This window comes from Natrinema salaciae (assembly GCF_900110865.1).
GTDB lineage: Archaea > Halobacteriota > Halobacteria > Halobacteriales > Natrialbaceae > Natrinema > Natrinema salaciae.
The window spans coordinates 155,706-170,234 of sequence record NZ_FOFD01000005.1; the positions used below are offsets into that span (position 1 = coordinate 155,706).

The following is a 14,529-nucleotide window of genomic DNA, read 5'->3' on the forward strand; positions in this document are numbered from 1 at the left end:
GAACCTTATAACCCCGAAGTCAGTAGGCATTGTCATGAACCACACGAACGCCACGTCGGATCTCGACGAAAACGACCTGGACATCATCCGCGAGCTCGAGCGAAACGACGACAAGAACCTCGAGGAGCTCGCCGCCGAACTCGACCTCTCGAAGTCGACGGTCCACTACCGACTGAATCGCCTGAAGGAGAACGGCGTGATAACCGACATCTCCGCCGACATCGATCCCCGTGCGCTCGGCATGTCGATGGTCATCATCACGGAGGTGTACGTCTCCCACGAGAGCGGGTACGCCGACGAAATCGGCGACAAACTCGTCGACGTCGCCGGCGTCCAGGAGGTGTACTACACGATGGGTGACGTCGACTTCATGATCGTCTCCCGCGTCCAGAACCACGAGCAGATGAACGAACTGATCGACGAAATCGTCGCGATCGAGGGCGTCAACGAGACGTCCTCCCGATTCGTGATGCGCGAACTCTCGCGGGGCAACCGACTCCTGGACACCATGTCCGAGGAGATGATCGAGCGGGTCCTCGAGACCGAGTGATCGACGCGGTCGGCTTTCTCGCCGTTCGCGACCGAGGCGACGTCGACGGTCGAGCCTCGCCGCGCGAACCGCGATCGGATCGACTGCTTTTTTCTATCTCCCGTGTATTACTCGAGGTATGACGGACACACTGTTCCTCACGAGCGACGAAGTAGATGGCCTCGCAACGCCCGCCGAATACGTCGACGTCGTCCGCGACGGCTATCGACAGCGCGGCGAGGGCGCACCGGCCCTCCCGCGACAGACATTTCGGCGAGAGAACCCCGACGGAAAGCTGACGAACTACTCGGCCATTCTCCCCGAAACGGGTGCGATGGGTGGCTACATGTACACGGCCGGCTTTTCGGGGCCGAACGCGTGGTTCGTGACGCCGCTGTTCGACGCCGAGAGCGGCGAACCCCTCGCGCTCATCGACGGCGCGAGCATGAACCCGTTCAAGACCGGGGCGGCCGGTGCCGTCGCCGTCGACGCGCTAGCGCGAGACGACGCGAGCACGCTCTCCGTCATCGGCAGCGGCGCGCAGGCGCGCGGACAGCTCCACGCGACGGCGACCGTCCGCGATTTCGACCGCGTCCGCGTCTTCTCGCCCACTCCCGAGAACCGCGAGACGTTCGCCGCGGAGTTCGACGACCACCTCGACGCCGCCGTCGACGCCGTCGACTCGAGCGCGGCCGCCGTCTCGGGCGCGGACGTCGTGATCACGGCGACGAAGGCGACCGATCCGGTCTTCGACGGCGACGACCTCGAGCCCGGGACGCACGTGACGGCGATGGGCCAGTACACCCCCGGCCGGCGCGAACTCGATACGACGACGATCGAACGAGCGACGTACGTCCCCGACCTCCGCGACCGCGTGACCCAGGACGCGGGCTCGTTCCTCGCGGCGCTCGAGGCGGGCGTCGTCGACGAGGATCACGTCCACGCCGAACTCGGCGAGGTCGTGGCGGGAACCGAGCCGGGTCGGACGAGCGACGACGAGGTCACGGTCTTCGACAGCGGCGGAACCGGTATCGAGACCGTCGCGGCCGCACACATGCTCTACGAGAAGGCGCGCGCGGAGGGGCTCGGGACGGAGCTCCCCATCGCGCCCGCGAGCGACGCGCTGACCGGCCGGCTCCCGTAGGCGCGTACGCGAACCGATTTCGCCTCGAGTCGCGTCGAGCGGTCGATCAGTCGCCTTCGGGGACGAACACCGGAACCGCGATCTCCGCGCCGTCGACATCGCGGAACTCGACCGCGACGCGCGTCCCGATCTCGACGGATCGGCGTCGGTGGCGTCGCCGTTCTCGACGGCCTTCCCGGGGGACCACTCGACCCGGTCGGCCGGGAACCGCGCACGACGAGCGACCCGCCGAGACGCCGTCCGACCCGCGGTTTGATTAGTCGTCGTTCCCGATACCGGCGTATGCCACCCACCGATATACGAGAACTGACCACCGAGAGCGAGGGGCAGGCGGCGTTTCCGATCCTCGTCCAGCTCCGGGACCACTTGGACCGCGAATCGTACGCCGATCTGCTCGAGGAGATGCGGGCGGAGGGGTACCGGCTGTTCGCGCGCTACGTCGACGACGACCCGGTCGCGGTCGCCGGCGTGAAAATCGCGACCAACTTCTACCTCGGCCGGCACGCGTACGTCTACGACCTCGTGACCGACGAGGCCGAGCGGTCGACTGGCCACGGCGAACGGCTCCTCGAGTTCGTCCACGAGTGGGCCGCCGAAAACGGGTGCGAGGCGGTCGAGCTCGAGTCGGGACTGTGGCGGGAGGACGCCCACCGGTTCTACACCGAGCGGATGGGCTACGAGAAGTACTGTTACTCGTTCGTGTACGACCTCTCCTGACGGGCGTTCGCGCCGGCCGGCGGCGAACCGGGCCCGTCAGCCGACGATGTCGGCGAACCGGCGCAACTGCTCGCGCTGGTCGGTCGCCGCGAACCGGGTGACGAACGTCTCCACGCCGGCGTCGGCGTAGCGCTCGAGGTGGTTCGCGACGACCGACGGCGGCCCGAACGCGCCGCGCCGCCGGATGTCGTCGTCGCTCAACTCCCCCCAGGAGGGGTAGTAGCGATCGAGGAAGTCCCGAGCCTGCTCGATCGCCGCCGCTTCGGTCTCCGCGATCACGACGTCCTGGTAGTAGGCGGCGTCGAAGCCCGCGGCGTCGCGGCCGGCGTCGGCGACGAGCTCGCGCGCCCGGTCGAGGCCGCCCGCGTACATCTCGGGGGACATGCCGATCGGGAGCCAGCCGTCCCCGCGGTCGGCGATGCGCTCCCGTATCCGCCGCGGGAAGCCGTCTCTGGGATCGAACGTCGCCGACGCGACGTAGATCGGCGGGACCCGCCCGGACGGGCGAATCCCGATGTCGGCGTCGCGCAGTTCGAAGAACTCGCCGTTCGCGAAGACCGGCTCGTCGCCCCAGAGCCCCTCGAGGATCTCGAGCCCCTCGTCGAGCAGCGTGCCCCGTCGCTCGTAGGGAACGTCGAGCTGGCCGTGTTCGGCCTCGACGCCCACGCCGACGCCGACGCCGAGTGCGAGGCGGCCGCCGCTGACCTGATCGATCGTCGCCGTCTGGTGTGCGACGTGGACCGGATGCCGAAGCTGTGGCAGGTAGACGGCCGTGCCGAGGGTGACCGATTCCGTCGCGCCAGCCACCGCGGCCAGCGTCGAGAGCGGCTCGAGGCGGGGTTTCGCCAGCACGCTGTCGCCGGCCCAGACGCCGTCGAACCCGAGCGCTTCGGCCCGTCGAGCGAGCCCGAGCACCTCGGACTGGACGCGGGCGGTCTGCTCGAGCGAGTCGTCGGCGGACAGGACGACGCCGCGGGTCGGGAGGACGAAGCCGTGTGACACCATGACCCACACTTTCGGCGGGAGGACCTAACCGTTTCCGCTCCGCGCCACCGATCGAGTCCCTCCGCAAGTGGGTCGACGGATTCCAGTTCGGCCTCGAGAACCCGCCGGAGCCCGCGGACGGAACGATCTCGCTCGACGACCGACCCGGACTCGGTGTCGTCGACGATTCGGTCGTGGAAGACCGAACCGTGATCGGCTCGAGCGGCACCCGAGATCGCGTCGCGCCGAAGCTGGCCCGTTTCCCCGCGATGCAAACGCATTTGGAACTCGTTCGATATGTGATAGCGTACCGATGGCACCAACGATCACGCGCATCGAATCGATCGAGTTCGGCTACGACCTGCCGGACGTCGGGTACGCGCCGAACGGGTTCAGCATCGTCTACGAACCCGGCACGACGACCGAACGGAAACTGTTCGCCCTCCGAGTCCACACCGACGAGGGGACCACCGGCGAGTACGTCGGCGGCAACTCGCCAGGGGCCGCGCAACTCAACATGATCGCGGATTACCTCGTCGGGACGAACCCGCTCGAGCGCGAGCGCCACTGGAGCGCCTTCAAGCGCGCCCTCCGGAAGTACGACTGGATGGGGATGGGCCCGATCGACATCGCGCTCTGGGACTTCGCCGGCAAGTACCGCGGCGCGCCGATCCACGAGCTGCTCGGGAGCTATCGCGACTCCTTCCCCGCCTACGCCTCGACGTACCAGGGCGACAGGAACGGCGGCCTCGACTCTCCCGAGGCGTACGCCGACTTCGCCGAGGAGTGTCTCGAGCTGGGGTATCAGGGGTTCAAGATCCACGACTGGGGCGGCGACTGGACGGACCCCGACGAGACGGCAGCCGTCGTCCGCGAAGTCGGCCGCCGGGTCGGCGACGAGATGGACCTCATGCTCGACCCGGCCTGCAACCCGGCCACGTTCGCCGACGCACTGCGGATCGGGAAGGCCTGCGACGATGCCGACTTCCTCTGGTACGAGGACCCCTACCGCGACGGCGGCGTCTCGCAGCACTCCCACCGGAAGCTCCGGGAGATGCTCGACACGCCGATCCTCCAGACCGAGCACGTCCGCGGGCTCGAGCCCCACACGGACTTCGTGGCGACGGAGTCGACCGACTTCGTCCGGGCCGATCCCGAGTACGACGGCGGCATCACGGGCTCGATGAAGATCGCCCACATGGCGGAAGGGTTCGGCCTCGACGTGGAGTACCACGCCCCGGGACCGGCCCAGCGCCACTGCCTCGCCGCGACGCGCAACAGCAACTACTACGAAGTGGCGCTGGTCCACCCCCTCTGTCCGAACACCCAGCCGCCGGTGTACGCCGACGACTACTCGGACATGCTCGAGACCGTCGACGCTGACGGCCACGTGCAGGTGCCGGACGGACCGGGGCTCGGCGTGGCGTACGACTGGGACGAGATCGAAGCCCGGGAGATCGGGCGGCGGACCTACGAGTGATCGAACATGAGAGACGACGTTCGATACGAGACGGCCGACGGCATCGCTACGATAACGATCGATCGCCCCGAGGTATACAACGCCTTTCGGCGGGAAACGATCCTCGAACTCAACGAGGCGCTGCGAGAGGCGGCTGCGGACGACGGCGTCTACGTCGTCGTCCTGACGGGTGCGGAAGGCGGGTTCTGTGCGGGGGCGGACGTCACGGAGATGCCCGACTGGAGCGAGGAACTGACCGAGGAGGAGTACGCGGGCTACCTCTGGGCGGTCCAGAACGTCGTTCGACAGCTTCGCGGGATGGAGAAGCCGTCGATCGCCGCGGTCGGCGGCCCGGCGGTCGGCGCGGGCTGTGACTTCGCCCTGGCGTGCGATCTGCGCGTCGTCGGGCCGGACGCGTTCCTCCGCGAGGGGTTCGTCCGCGTCGGCCTCGTCCCCGGCGACGGCGGCGCGTGGCTGCTGCCGCGGCTCATCGGCGAGGCGAAAGCCACGGAGTACCTCCTCACCGGGACGGACATCACGCCCGCGGACGCCGTCGATCTCGGGCTCGCCGTCGCGATCGCCGACGATCCCGTCGAACGAGCACGCGAATTGGCCGACGAACTGCTCGAGCTCCCCGCGCTGGCAGTTCGACGGACGAACGCGCTGATCGACCCCGAGCAGTCGTTCGAGGAGTACTGCGAGCGGGCGATCGCGTACCAGTGGGAGTGCGTCACCGACGCCGAGCACGCGGAAGCGATCGCGGCGTTCGGCGAGGACCGCGAGCCGAACTTCGATCGGGACGACGCCTGAGCGCGCTCTCAGACGAGATCCCGAAGGCCGTCCGCTTTCAGGCTGGCCGCGATCTGATTCTTCTGTATCTCGTCGGTGCCGGCGGCGAGCCGGCGGCCCCGCGCGAGCCGGTAGAGGTACTCGAGGGGGTGGCCCTGCTGATACCCGTTCGCGCCGTGGATCTGGAGCGCCTCGCTGACGACGCGTTCGACCATCTCGCTGGCGTGCAGCTTGGCCATCGACGCGTCGCGCCGGTCCGGAACGCGGCCCCGCTCGTGGGCCCGCGCCGCCGCGCGGTGGGTCAGCGCTCGCGAGGCCTCCAGGTCCGTCGCGGCGTCCGCGAGTTTCCACTCGATCCCCTGGAACTCGCCGATCGGCCGGTCGAACTGGGTCCGCTGATCGGCGTAGTCGAGCGCCTTCTCGAGCGCGCAGCGCGCGAGCGCGTTCGCGAGCGTCGCGCTCCCCAGCCGCTCCCAGTTGAGCGCCCGGAGCTGGTTCTTGAACCCGTCCGGGCCGCGCGTGACGACGTTCTCCTCGGGAACGGTCACGTCCTCCATGACGAAGTGGGTCTGGTGGTGGTCCGCCATGTTCGCGTAGTGCTGTTCGACCTCGACGCCGTCCCAGTCAAACTCGACGACGACCGACCCGAGCCCCTCGGGGAACTTCGTCCACACCAGCACCGCGCTCGAGTGTTCGACGTTGCTCACCCACGTCTTTTCGCCGTCGAGCACCAGCTCGGTGCCGTCTTCCTCGACTCGCGTCCGCATCGCGCCGACGTCGGAGCCGGCCTCCGGCTCGGAGATGCCGATGGCGATGCTGTCCTCGCCGTCGAGCACCGGCGGCAGGTACCGTTCCGTGGCCGCGTCGGTCCCGAACAGCTCGATCGCCCGCGGTGCGACCAGCTGCTGATTGTAGAGGAACTCCGCGGTATCGGGACAGACGCGCCCCACTGCCTCGATGGTGAGGATCGCGTCGAGTTCGGTCATCCCGCCGCCGCCGTACTCTTCCGGGAAGTTGACGCCGAGAAACCCCCTGTCGGCGAGGAGTTGCGCGTTCTCCCACGGCGGCTCGCCGTCCCACTCGAACGCCCGGTCGGCGAACTCCCGCTCCGCGATGGCTTCCACCGACGAGACGAGGAGCTCCTGCTCGGGGCTGAGGTCGATCATGCCGTTCAGTATCGTGGGTGTCGATATCAATGTACGGGCCGCGGACCGCCGGTAGCGGTGCGCGGACTACCGGTATCGGTGGCGGGAACCGTCGATCCGTCCCGCGCCGTCCCGCACCCTACGGGTACGCTTATGTGGGTGCTCCGCAATTCGTTCCCTAGTTCAGCACAGCTATGAGCAACGTCACGTCCATGCAGGACGCCGTTAGCAACGGCGTCTCCGACGGCGATAGCGTCTATCTCGCGGGGTTCACGCACCTCATCCCGTTCGCGGCGGGACACGAGATCATCAGACAGGAGAAACGCGACCTCGAGCTGATCAGGGCCACGCCGGACCTGATCTACGATCAGCTGATCGCCGCCGGCTGTGCGCGAAAGGCGACGTTCTCGTGGGCCGGAAACCCCGGCGTCGGGAGCTTGCCGGCGTTTCGCAGGGCCGCCGAGGAGGGGATTCCGACCGAACTCGAGCTCGAGGAGTACACCCACTTCGGGTTGGTCGCTGCACTCGACGCGGGCGCGTCAAACCTGCCCTTCGCCCCGCTGCGCGGCTTCATCGGGTCGGATCTGCCCGCCCACAACGACAACATCGCGCGAATCGAGAGCCCGTTCGACGACGACTACGTGTACGCCGTCGCGCCGATCGAGCCGGACGTGGCGGTCATCCGGGCCCAGCGGGCCGACGAGGCGGGCAACGCCCACCTCTGGGGGATTCAGGGCGAAGTGAAGGTCGCCGGCCTGGCCGCCGACACCGTGATCCTCTCGGTGGAGGAACTCTGCGCCGAGGAGACGATCCGAAGCGACCCGAACCGAACGGTCATCACGAGCGACGACGTCGACCACGTCGTCCACGACCCCTACGGCTCGCACCCGTCGTACGCTCAGGGCTACTACGGGCGGGACAACGAGGCGTACATCGAGTGGGCCGAGATCGCGAGCGACGTCGACCGGGTCGAGGCGTGGCTCGACGAGTGGGTCTACGGCGTCGAGAACCGCCGGGAGTACGTCGAGAAACTCGGCGTCGACAGGCTGCTCGAGCTCGACCCGGACCGATCGTACGCGACGCCCGTCGACATGGGGGCGTACAGATGACCGCCGTCCGCTCGAGCGGTCGCCGAACCGGCTGTACAGCCCGGTCGACCGAACTCACGGAGGAACTCCGATGAACTACACGAAGAGCGAACTGATGGTGGTGGCGGCCGCGAGGGAACTCGAGAACGACGACGCCGTGCTCGTCGGGATCGGCAAACCGAACCTGGCGTGTAACGTCGCCAAGCGCACGCACGCACCGGACCTGCGGATGGTCTACGAGTCGGGGACGATCGGATCGGACCCGTCGTCGCCGCCGCTGTCGATCGGCGACCCGGTGCTCGCGTCGGGCGCGCTCTCGATCGAACCGATGCGGAACAACTTCAACTACTACTTGCAGGCTGGCCGCCTCGACGTGGGGTTCCTGGGCGGCGCGCAGATCGACAAGTTCGGCAACATCAACTCGACTGTCATCGGCGACTACGACGATCCGGACGTCCGCCTGCCGGGAAGCGGCGGCGCTTGCGAGATCGCGGGCCACGTCGACCGAACGCTGATGGTTACGCCCCACTCGGCGCGCCGGTTCCCCGAGGCGGTCGATTTCATCACCAGCCCCGGCTACGTCGACGGCCGCACGGGACGCGAGAAGCTCGGCCTCGACGGCGGCCCGGAGGCGGTCATCACCGATCTCGCCGTCTGCCGGTTCGACGAGCGCGGAGTGATGTACGTCGACGCATTGCATCCGAACGCGACGCGCGAGGACGTCCGCGCCGAGACGGGCTGGGAGATCGAGTTCGCCGACGACCTGCGGACGACGCCGGGGCCGAACGAGGAGGAGCTCCGACTGATCCGCGAGGTGCTCGATCCGGACGAGATGTACACCGACCAGGCCGAGTGAGGCTCCGTCGGCCGAGCGACCCACTCGACGAGCGTCTCGCTACGGGTGAAGCGTGATCTTGATGCCCTCGCGCCGCCGGGTCGCTTCGAAGGCGTCCGCGTAGTCGGCCAGGGGAAACGACGGGCCGAGCGCGGGCGAGAGGTCGGTGTCGGCCGCGATAGCGATCGCACGCCGCCAGCTCGAGTCCCGACGGCCGTAGACCGTCGTGATCGAGACGCCCCGTCGAACGAGTCGCGTCAGATCGACGGGCACCGTCTCCGCGCCGTGGAAGATACCGATCTGGACGATCTCGCCGTCGCGACGCGTCGACGACGATGCGAGCGAGAACGCGTCGGGGTGTCCGGCGGCCTCGATGAACACGTCGACCGCCTCGTCGAGCCCGTCGGTGAGCTCCTCGGACGCGACCGCGCGGGTCGCGCCGAGCTCCCGGGCGAGCGGGAGCCGATCCTCGCGGTCGGCGTCCGCGCCGACGACCGTTATCGAACTCGCGCCGCCGGCGACCGCCGCGACGAGCGCGCCGATGCCGACCGCTCCGGGGCCGGTGATCGCGACGCTGTCGCCGGGCTCGAAACCGGACCGCTCGATCCCGTGGACGGCCAGTCCGAGCAGCTCGAGGAAGACGCCCTCGTCCGCGCTCAGCGAGCCGATCGGGTAGACCGTCTCCGCGGGAACGACGGCGTACTCCGCGAGCGCGCCGTCGAGGGCCGGATCGAGCCCGACGATACGCCGGTCCGGACAGATCGAGAACGAGCCCGAGCGGCAGCACCGACAGCGGCCGCAGCCGACGACCGGTTCCACCGCGACGCGCTCGCCCGTCGCGATCCCGTCGACGTCGGGACCGGTCGCGTCGATCGTTCCCGCGAACTCGTGGCCAAACAGCTGGGGCAACTCGTCCGCGTAGTGGCGTTTGCTCTCGTGCCAGTCGTAAATCAGCGCCTCCGCGCCGCGGTCGATCCCGACCGATTCGACTCGAATCCTGACTTCTCCGGGCCCCGGCTCGGGGACTGGAATCGACTCGAGGCGCATCCCCGGTTCGGGCGTCGTCTTCAGGAGCGCGGTCATTCGATCCGTCGCGTTCTGCGTCACGTCCGTAGTGACGCGGACGACGATCATATAGCTCGTGTCCGCTCGCGTCTCGCGTCGGCCGACCGGGAGAGACCGCTCACGAGCGGCGCTTACAGACTCGTTGCGATGGTGTACAGGGCGCTGAAGAGGGCGAACCACAGCAGCGTTCGGACGAACAGTTTGCTGTAGATCTCCTCGCCGGGCAGTCGCTCGTAGAACCGCCGCTCGGCCTCGAGGAGCTGCGCGAAGAGCCCCGTTCGCTCGTCACTCATACCGGCACTCGCGATCGTTATCCCTCGAGCGTCTCGATGAGCTCGACGACGTACCCCTCCGGGTCGGCCACGAACGCGATGCGGAGCCCCTTCTCCTCGAGGGTTCGCGGCTCGTCGACCACGTCGCCGCCGTAGCGGTCGACGAGGTCGTCGACGGTTTCGTCCACGTCGGAGACGCCGACCGCGAGGTGATCGATTCCGGACGGCTCCGGGTTCCGTTCGGTGCCGTCGTGTTTGAACTGTATCTCCGCGTCGCTCGCGCCGCCGACGTACGTGTTGGTCACGCCGTCGAGGTCGAACTCGCGGGTGCGCTCGAGCCCGAGCCCGTCGCAGTAGAACTCGAGTTGCGTCTCGATGTCGTCGACCCAGATGGCCGTGTGCAGGACGTCCATGCGGAGACTCACCGATGCGCAACGTAAAAACGTACCGTCGCCGGCCCGGTCCCGCCGGGGAGCGGTCAGAGGCCGAGACCGAGGAGCCGGTTGGTTGCGAGCGCGCTCAGGACGACGGCCATGATCGCCGCGAGGAGCCCGAACGAAACGTCCCAGCCGTAGAGGTCGGCGAGCGCGCCGACGACCACGCTGCCGGACGCGCCCGTCGTCATGTAGACCGTGCGGACGAGCCCGAAGCCCGCGCCGCGGTCGGCGGCCGTGAAGAGGTCCATGAACCGCGACTGGAGCGGCGCGCCCCAGCTCATCGCGAGGCCGACGAAGCAGACGCCGACGGCGTAGACGGCGATCTCGTCGCCGACGACCAGGACGGCGTAGCCGACGATCCCCGACGCCATCGAGAGGGCGGTCGTCGGTCCCCGCCCGGCGCGGTCCGAAAGCGTCCCCGTCAGCGGCTGGGTGATGCCGTGGACGAGGAAGTACAGGGAGAAGAGCCCGCTCGCGACCGCCGGTGACAGCCCCTGTCCCTGCGCGAAGAACGACGGCATGAACGACGCCGTCGCCTGCCAGGTGAACGCACAGAGGAACGCCAGCACCGTCGTGAACGCGACGGGCGGGCGGGAGAGGAGCGCGACGACCGTCGAGAGGGCGAACCGATCCCGCATCGGTTCGTCGGGTCGATCCGGCTCGGTCGGTCGAACGAAGCGAGCGAAGAGCGCGAACGCCGGGACCGCCAGCGCGAGCCCGACCAGTACCCCCAGCCGCCAGCCGTACCGGACGGCGATCGCGGTCGCCGCGACCGGCGCGACGAGCCCCGCGGCCGGGCTCCCGGCGATGTGAATGCCGATGGCGCGGCCGATGTCATCGTACTGCTTCGCGAGGTAGGTCGTCGCCGCCGTGTAGTGGAGGCCCGCACCCACGCCGAGGAGGCTCACGAAGAGGACGAAGAAGCCGTAGGTTGGCGCGAGGGCGATACAGAGACTCGAGAGGCCGGTGAGTCCGATCGCCGCGAGAATCACCGTTCGCTCGCCGAACCGGTCGCCGAGGATGCCGCTGGGAAACTGCAGCAGCGCGTACATCGCCCACATGAGCGAGAGTGCCAGTCCGACCGCGGCGTTCGAGACCGCGAACTCGTCGGTGATCGCCGGGACGAGCGGGCTGATCGCGAGCCGAGCGACCATCGTCGTCATGAACGCTAACGTACAGAGAAGCAGGGAGAGGTGTGCGTAACGCCAGTTCACACGCCAATTCTCATCTCGGATACCCTACGAGTTGCGATAGGGGAACGTTTGGCTCGTTTCGAAACCGTCTCCGGGCCGAGTCGACGGAGGGAGTCCCGACTCCGGAACGGCCGACCCGGCCCCACGATCCGAACCGGGCGAGTTGCGGTCGCGCCCTCGCGAGAGGCACCCTATACTTTTACACTGTCTTCTCTCTCACTACGCCTATGAAGGTCAACGAGGCAATCATCGATTGCCTGACCGAGAACGACGTCGATACCTTGTTCGGCATCCCGGGCAAGCAGTCGCTTCCACTGAACGAGTCCATCAGCGAGCGAGACGACATCCGATTCGTCATGGCTCGCCACGAGACCGCGGTCTCGCATCAGGCGTGGGGCTACGCGGAGACCGGCGGCGGAATGGCCGCCACGGTGGTCATTCCGGGTCCGGGCGATATGAACGCGATGAACGGGCTGAAAAACGCGCTGAACGACTGTACGCCGCTCCTCCACATCGCGGTGGAGACCGAACCGGAGATCCGCGGCGGCGACGGGATTCACGAGACGCCGCCCGACACCTACGACAACGTCGTCACGGAGAACATCACCGTCGAGACGCCCCAGAGCACCCTCGCCGAACTCCAGCGGGCGATCGACGCCGCGCGGACGGCTCCGAAGGGCCCCGTTCGGATCGGCATTCCGAAGAACTTCCTCAAGATGGACGTCCCGCTCGCCGAGCGTGGGGCCGTCGAGCCGCAATCGTTCAGCGGCGTCCCCGACTCGAAGGTCGCGGCCGCGGCCGACCTCCTCGCGGACGCCTCGAAGCCGATCATCGTCGCCGGCGGCGGGATACGAGCGGCCGACGCGAGCGACGAACTGCGAGCGGTCGCGGAGCGACTCGAGGCCCCGGTCGTCGTCACGTACAAGGGGAAGGCCGTCTTCCCCGACGATCACGAACTCATGGGCGGCGTGCTCTGCGGCGGAACCGGAACGGCCGTGAAGGAACTCATCGCCGACGCGGACGCCGCGCTCGGGGTCGGCACCGACTTCGACGCCGTCTCCATGCACAACTGGTCGATCGAGATCCCGGACGACCTGGTCCACGTGACCCTCGGTGCCGACGATATCGGCACGGGCTACGACCCCGCGGTCGGCATCGTCGCCGACGCCGCGCGGACGCTCGAGGCTCTCGACGGCGCGCTGGCAGACCGAACGATCGCCGGCGGGACCGGGATCGAACGGGCTCGCGAAACGCGGGCGGCCGTCGACGACCGGCTCGAGGAGTTACGAGCGGTCACGGACGCCCCGTTGACGTCGGTCAAGGCGCTGGACGCGATCCGCGAGGGCACGCCGCGCGACGCGGCCGTCGCCGTCGACGCGGGCGGGTTCCGGCTGTGGGCGCTCCTGATGTTCCCGACGTACGAGCCCCGCGATTACGTCAACCCGGGGTCGTGGGCGACGATGGGGTCGGGACTCCCCTCCGCGATCGGCGCGAAGCTGGCGAATCCGGAACGGGACGTGATCGCGCTCACCGGCGACGGGGGGCTGCTGATGTGCGTCCACGAACTGCACACGCTGGCCGACGAGGGGATCGACGTGACGGTCGTCGTGCTCAACAACAGCGACTACGCGATCATCAGCGAGGAGGCCGGCCGGAGCTACCGGATGGCCGACGGCGAGTACGGCTGGGAGGAGACCCCGGTGTCGTACACGACCGTCGCCGAGGGGCTCGGCCTCGACGTCGAACGGGCGGAAACGCCGGACGAGGTCGCAGCGACCGTCGCCGACGCGATCGCGAGCGACGGCCCGACGCTCGTCGAAGTTCCCACCGACCCCTACGAGCCGCAGTCCGGCGTCTGGATGAACGAATAGCGGAGTCGTCGCGTCGGCCTCGAGCCGTTGGCTCGATCACCGCCGCGTCGATCACTCTCACTCGCGTTCGGAACGGCTCTTCTCGTAGGTCTCGCGTATCCGCTCGCCGGTTTCGATGAGCGTCGTCATGTCCTTGCCCGCGATCTGGAAGTCGAATCCTCGCTCGACGCGGTCCGCGACGTCTCCCTCGCGAACGGTGAGCGTTCCGACGGGCGCGTCCGCGTTCGCGCCGGCCTCGACGACGCGCGCCATCGCGCCGTCGAGTTTGGGCGCGTCCCACTCGGCGAAGACACCGAGCGACGCCGAGAGGTCGGCCGGCCCGACGAAGAGCGCGTCGATCCCGTCCACCACGGCGATATCCTCGGCGTGGTCGACGCCGGCCGGCGTTTCGATCTGTGCGATCGTGAGCAGCGACCGGTGTCCTGACTCCACGTACTGAACGAAGCGCTGGCCGTAGCCGGCCGCACGTCCCGATGCCACCCCCCGATCGCCGTCTGGCGGGTACCGCGTGGCCCGTACTAACTCCTCGGCCGCCTCCGGCGTGTCTATCATCGGGACCATGATTCCGTCGACGCCGATATCGAGGATTCGCTTGATGCGGACTGGGTCGTTCCACGCGGGCCGGACGACCACGCCGAGTTCGCCGGGCGCTGCGGCAGCCGCGCGGGCGAGGTCGGCAACGGTCTCGAGGCTCAGCTCGGTGTGTTCGGTGTCGACGAGGACGAAGTCGAATCCGGCTCTCGCCGCCGCCTCCACGACGGCCGGGTGGCCGATCGACACCCACGTCCCGAGTGCGTCGCCGGCGAGGAACCGTGCCTCGAAGTCGCCGTCCGTCGCCGAGCGCTCGGTCATCGCAATCCCCTCGTCTCGAGCGGGTCGTCGACCGGTGGCGTCGCGGTCGGTCGTCGGGGCAGTGACCGTCGGCTGACGGTCCGATCGCTGGCATCGACAATTGCTTCCATCGGTTCGCCGTTCCGATGGGAGCGCTAAAAAGATGCAGG

The 14,529-nt window shown here is 68.5% G+C and carries 16 protein-coding genes; 8 read left to right on the forward strand and 8 right to left on the reverse strand.

What is annotated here, in order from left to right:
- The first annotated feature begins 34 nt into the window (after window positions 1-34).
- Window positions 35-550, forward strand: a complete 516-nt coding sequence (locus tag BMX07_RS17490) for an Lrp/AsnC family transcriptional regulator (protein WP_090620352.1) — start codon at window positions 35-37, stop codon at window positions 548-550.
- 118 nt (window positions 551-668) lie between these two features.
- The gene (locus BMX07_RS17495; RefSeq protein ID WP_090620354.1) at window positions 669-1,673 is read left to right on the forward strand and encodes an ornithine cyclodeaminase family protein; all 1,005 of its coding nucleotides are present in this window, start codon (window positions 669-671) and stop codon (window positions 1,671-1,673) included.
- A 46-nt stretch (window positions 1,674-1,719) separates the two neighbouring features.
- Here BMX07_RS17495 and BMX07_RS24600 read toward each other — a convergent pair whose 3' ends face one another.
- On the reverse strand, window positions 1,720-1,860 hold the full coding sequence (locus BMX07_RS24600) for a hypothetical protein (protein WP_175480185.1): 141 nt from the start codon (window positions 1,858-1,860) through the stop codon (window positions 1,720-1,722).
- Between the two features lie 95 nt (window positions 1,861-1,955).
- Between BMX07_RS24600 and BMX07_RS17500 the strand changes: the two genes are divergently transcribed.
- On the forward strand, window positions 1,956-2,390 hold the full coding sequence (locus BMX07_RS17500; protein WP_090620356.1) for a GNAT family N-acetyltransferase: 435 nt from the start codon (window positions 1,956-1,958) through the stop codon (window positions 2,388-2,390).
- A 36-nt stretch (window positions 2,391-2,426) separates the two neighbouring features.
- Here BMX07_RS17500 and BMX07_RS17505 read toward each other — a convergent pair whose 3' ends face one another.
- A complete protein-coding gene (locus BMX07_RS17505) occupies window positions 2,427-3,395 on the reverse strand; it encodes an LLM class flavin-dependent oxidoreductase (protein WP_090620359.1) in 969 nt (322 codons plus the stop codon).
- Window positions 3,396-3,687: 292 nt separating this feature from the next.
- Between BMX07_RS17505 and BMX07_RS17510 the strand changes: the two genes are divergently transcribed.
- On the forward strand, window positions 3,688-4,854 hold the full coding sequence (locus BMX07_RS17510) for an enolase C-terminal domain-like protein (protein ID WP_090620362.1): 1,167 nt from the start codon (window positions 3,688-3,690) through the stop codon (window positions 4,852-4,854).
- A 6-nt stretch (window positions 4,855-4,860) separates the two neighbouring features.
- On the forward strand, window positions 4,861-5,643 hold the full coding sequence (locus tag BMX07_RS17515) for an enoyl-CoA hydratase/isomerase family protein (RefSeq protein ID WP_090620364.1): 783 nt from the start codon (window positions 4,861-4,863) through the stop codon (window positions 5,641-5,643).
- A gap of 8 nt (window positions 5,644-5,651) precedes the next feature.
- Here BMX07_RS17515 and BMX07_RS17520 read toward each other — a convergent pair whose 3' ends face one another.
- A complete protein-coding gene (locus tag BMX07_RS17520; protein ID WP_090620367.1) occupies window positions 5,652-6,788 on the reverse strand; it encodes an acyl-CoA dehydrogenase family protein in 1,137 nt (378 codons plus the stop codon).
- Between the two features lie 173 nt (window positions 6,789-6,961).
- Between BMX07_RS17520 and BMX07_RS17525 the strand changes: the two genes are divergently transcribed.
- Complete coding sequence (locus tag BMX07_RS17525; RefSeq protein ID WP_281246979.1) at window positions 6,962-7,876, forward strand: CoA transferase subunit A; 915 nt, start codon at window positions 6,962-6,964, stop codon at window positions 7,874-7,876.
- Between the two features lie 70 nt (window positions 7,877-7,946).
- A complete protein-coding gene (locus BMX07_RS17530) occupies window positions 7,947-8,711 on the forward strand; it encodes a CoA-transferase subunit beta (protein WP_090620369.1) in 765 nt (254 codons plus the stop codon).
- A 39-nt stretch (window positions 8,712-8,750) separates the two neighbouring features.
- Here BMX07_RS17530 and BMX07_RS17535 read toward each other — a convergent pair whose 3' ends face one another.
- The 4 genes from BMX07_RS17535 to BMX07_RS17545 all read right to left on the reverse strand — a co-directional run bounded on the left by BMX07_RS17535 (window position 8,751) and on the right by BMX07_RS17545 (window position 11,678).
- The gene (locus BMX07_RS17535; RefSeq protein WP_245742148.1) at window positions 8,751-9,824 is read right to left on the reverse strand and encodes a zinc-dependent alcohol dehydrogenase; all 1,074 of its coding nucleotides are present in this window, start codon (window positions 9,822-9,824) and stop codon (window positions 8,751-8,753) included.
- Between the two features lie 62 nt (window positions 9,825-9,886).
- Entirely contained in the window at window positions 9,887-10,048 is a 162-nt protein-coding gene (locus tag BMX07_RS24605; RefSeq protein WP_175480186.1) for a hypothetical protein, read from the reverse strand.
- Between the two features lie 17 nt (window positions 10,049-10,065).
- Window positions 10,066-10,440, reverse strand: coding sequence for a VOC family protein (locus tag BMX07_RS17540; protein ID WP_090620372.1), 375 nt, complete (start codon window positions 10,438-10,440; stop codon window positions 10,066-10,068).
- A gap of 65 nt (window positions 10,441-10,505) precedes the next feature.
- Window positions 10,506-11,678, reverse strand: coding sequence for an MFS transporter (locus BMX07_RS17545; RefSeq protein WP_090620374.1), 1,173 nt, complete (start codon window positions 11,676-11,678; stop codon window positions 10,506-10,508).
- A gap of 206 nt (window positions 11,679-11,884) precedes the next feature.
- On the opposite strand from BMX07_RS17545, the gene BMX07_RS17550 reads away from it, so the two are divergent.
- Entirely contained in the window at window positions 11,885-13,528 is a 1,644-nt protein-coding gene (locus tag BMX07_RS17550) for a thiamine pyrophosphate-binding protein (RefSeq protein WP_090620376.1), read from the forward strand.
- Between the two features lie 57 nt (window positions 13,529-13,585).
- Here BMX07_RS17550 and BMX07_RS17555 read toward each other — a convergent pair whose 3' ends face one another.
- Window positions 13,586-14,380, reverse strand: coding sequence for an HpcH/HpaI aldolase family protein (locus tag BMX07_RS17555; RefSeq protein WP_090620378.1), 795 nt, complete (start codon window positions 14,378-14,380; stop codon window positions 13,586-13,588).
- Window positions 14,381-14,529: the final 149 nt, after the last annotated feature.

What these genes read in the sequence shown, in the direction of transcription:
- BMX07_RS17530 (WP_090620369.1), top strand. Translation starts at nt 7,947, where the DNA reads ATGAACTACACGAAGAGCGAACTGATGGTGGTGGCGGCCGCGAGGGAA.
- BMX07_RS17510 (WP_090620362.1), top strand. Translation starts at nt 3,688, where the DNA reads ATGGCACCAACGATCACGCGCATCGAATCGATCGAGTTCGGCTACGAC.
- BMX07_RS17500 (WP_090620356.1), top strand. Translation starts at nt 1,956, where the DNA reads ATGCCACCCACCGATATACGAGAACTGACCACCGAGAGCGAGGGGCAG.
- BMX07_RS17525 (WP_281246979.1), top strand. Translation starts at nt 6,962, where the DNA reads ATGAGCAACGTCACGTCCATGCAGGACGCCGTTAGCAACGGCGTCTCC.
- BMX07_RS17505 (WP_090620359.1), bottom strand. Translation starts at nt 3,395, where the DNA reads ATGGTGTCACACGGCTTCGTCCTCCCGACCCGCGGCGTCGTCCTGTCC.
- BMX07_RS17495 (WP_090620354.1), top strand. Translation starts at nt 669, where the DNA reads ATGACGGACACACTGTTCCTCACGAGCGACGAAGTAGATGGCCTCGCA.
- BMX07_RS17515 (WP_090620364.1), top strand. Translation starts at nt 4,861, where the DNA reads ATGAGAGACGACGTTCGATACGAGACGGCCGACGGCATCGCTACGATA.
- BMX07_RS17555 (WP_090620378.1), bottom strand. Translation starts at nt 14,380, where the DNA reads ATGACCGAGCGCTCGGCGACGGACGGCGACTTCGAGGCACGGTTCCTC.
- BMX07_RS17550 (WP_090620376.1), top strand. Translation starts at nt 11,885, where the DNA reads ATGAAGGTCAACGAGGCAATCATCGATTGCCTGACCGAGAACGACGTC.
- BMX07_RS17535 (WP_245742148.1), bottom strand. Translation starts at nt 9,824, where the DNA reads ATGATCGTCGTCCGCGTCACTACGGACGTGACGCAGAACGCGACGGAT.
- BMX07_RS17520 (WP_090620367.1), bottom strand. Translation starts at nt 6,788, where the DNA reads ATGATCGACCTCAGCCCCGAGCAGGAGCTCCTCGTCTCGTCGGTGGAA.
- BMX07_RS17540 (WP_090620372.1), bottom strand. Translation starts at nt 10,440, where the DNA reads ATGGACGTCCTGCACACGGCCATCTGGGTCGACGACATCGAGACGCAA.
- BMX07_RS24605 (WP_175480186.1), bottom strand. Translation starts at nt 10,048, where the DNA reads ATGAGTGACGAGCGAACGGGGCTCTTCGCGCAGCTCCTCGAGGCCGAG.
- BMX07_RS17490 (WP_090620352.1), top strand. Translation starts at nt 35, where the DNA reads ATGAACCACACGAACGCCACGTCGGATCTCGACGAAAACGACCTGGAC.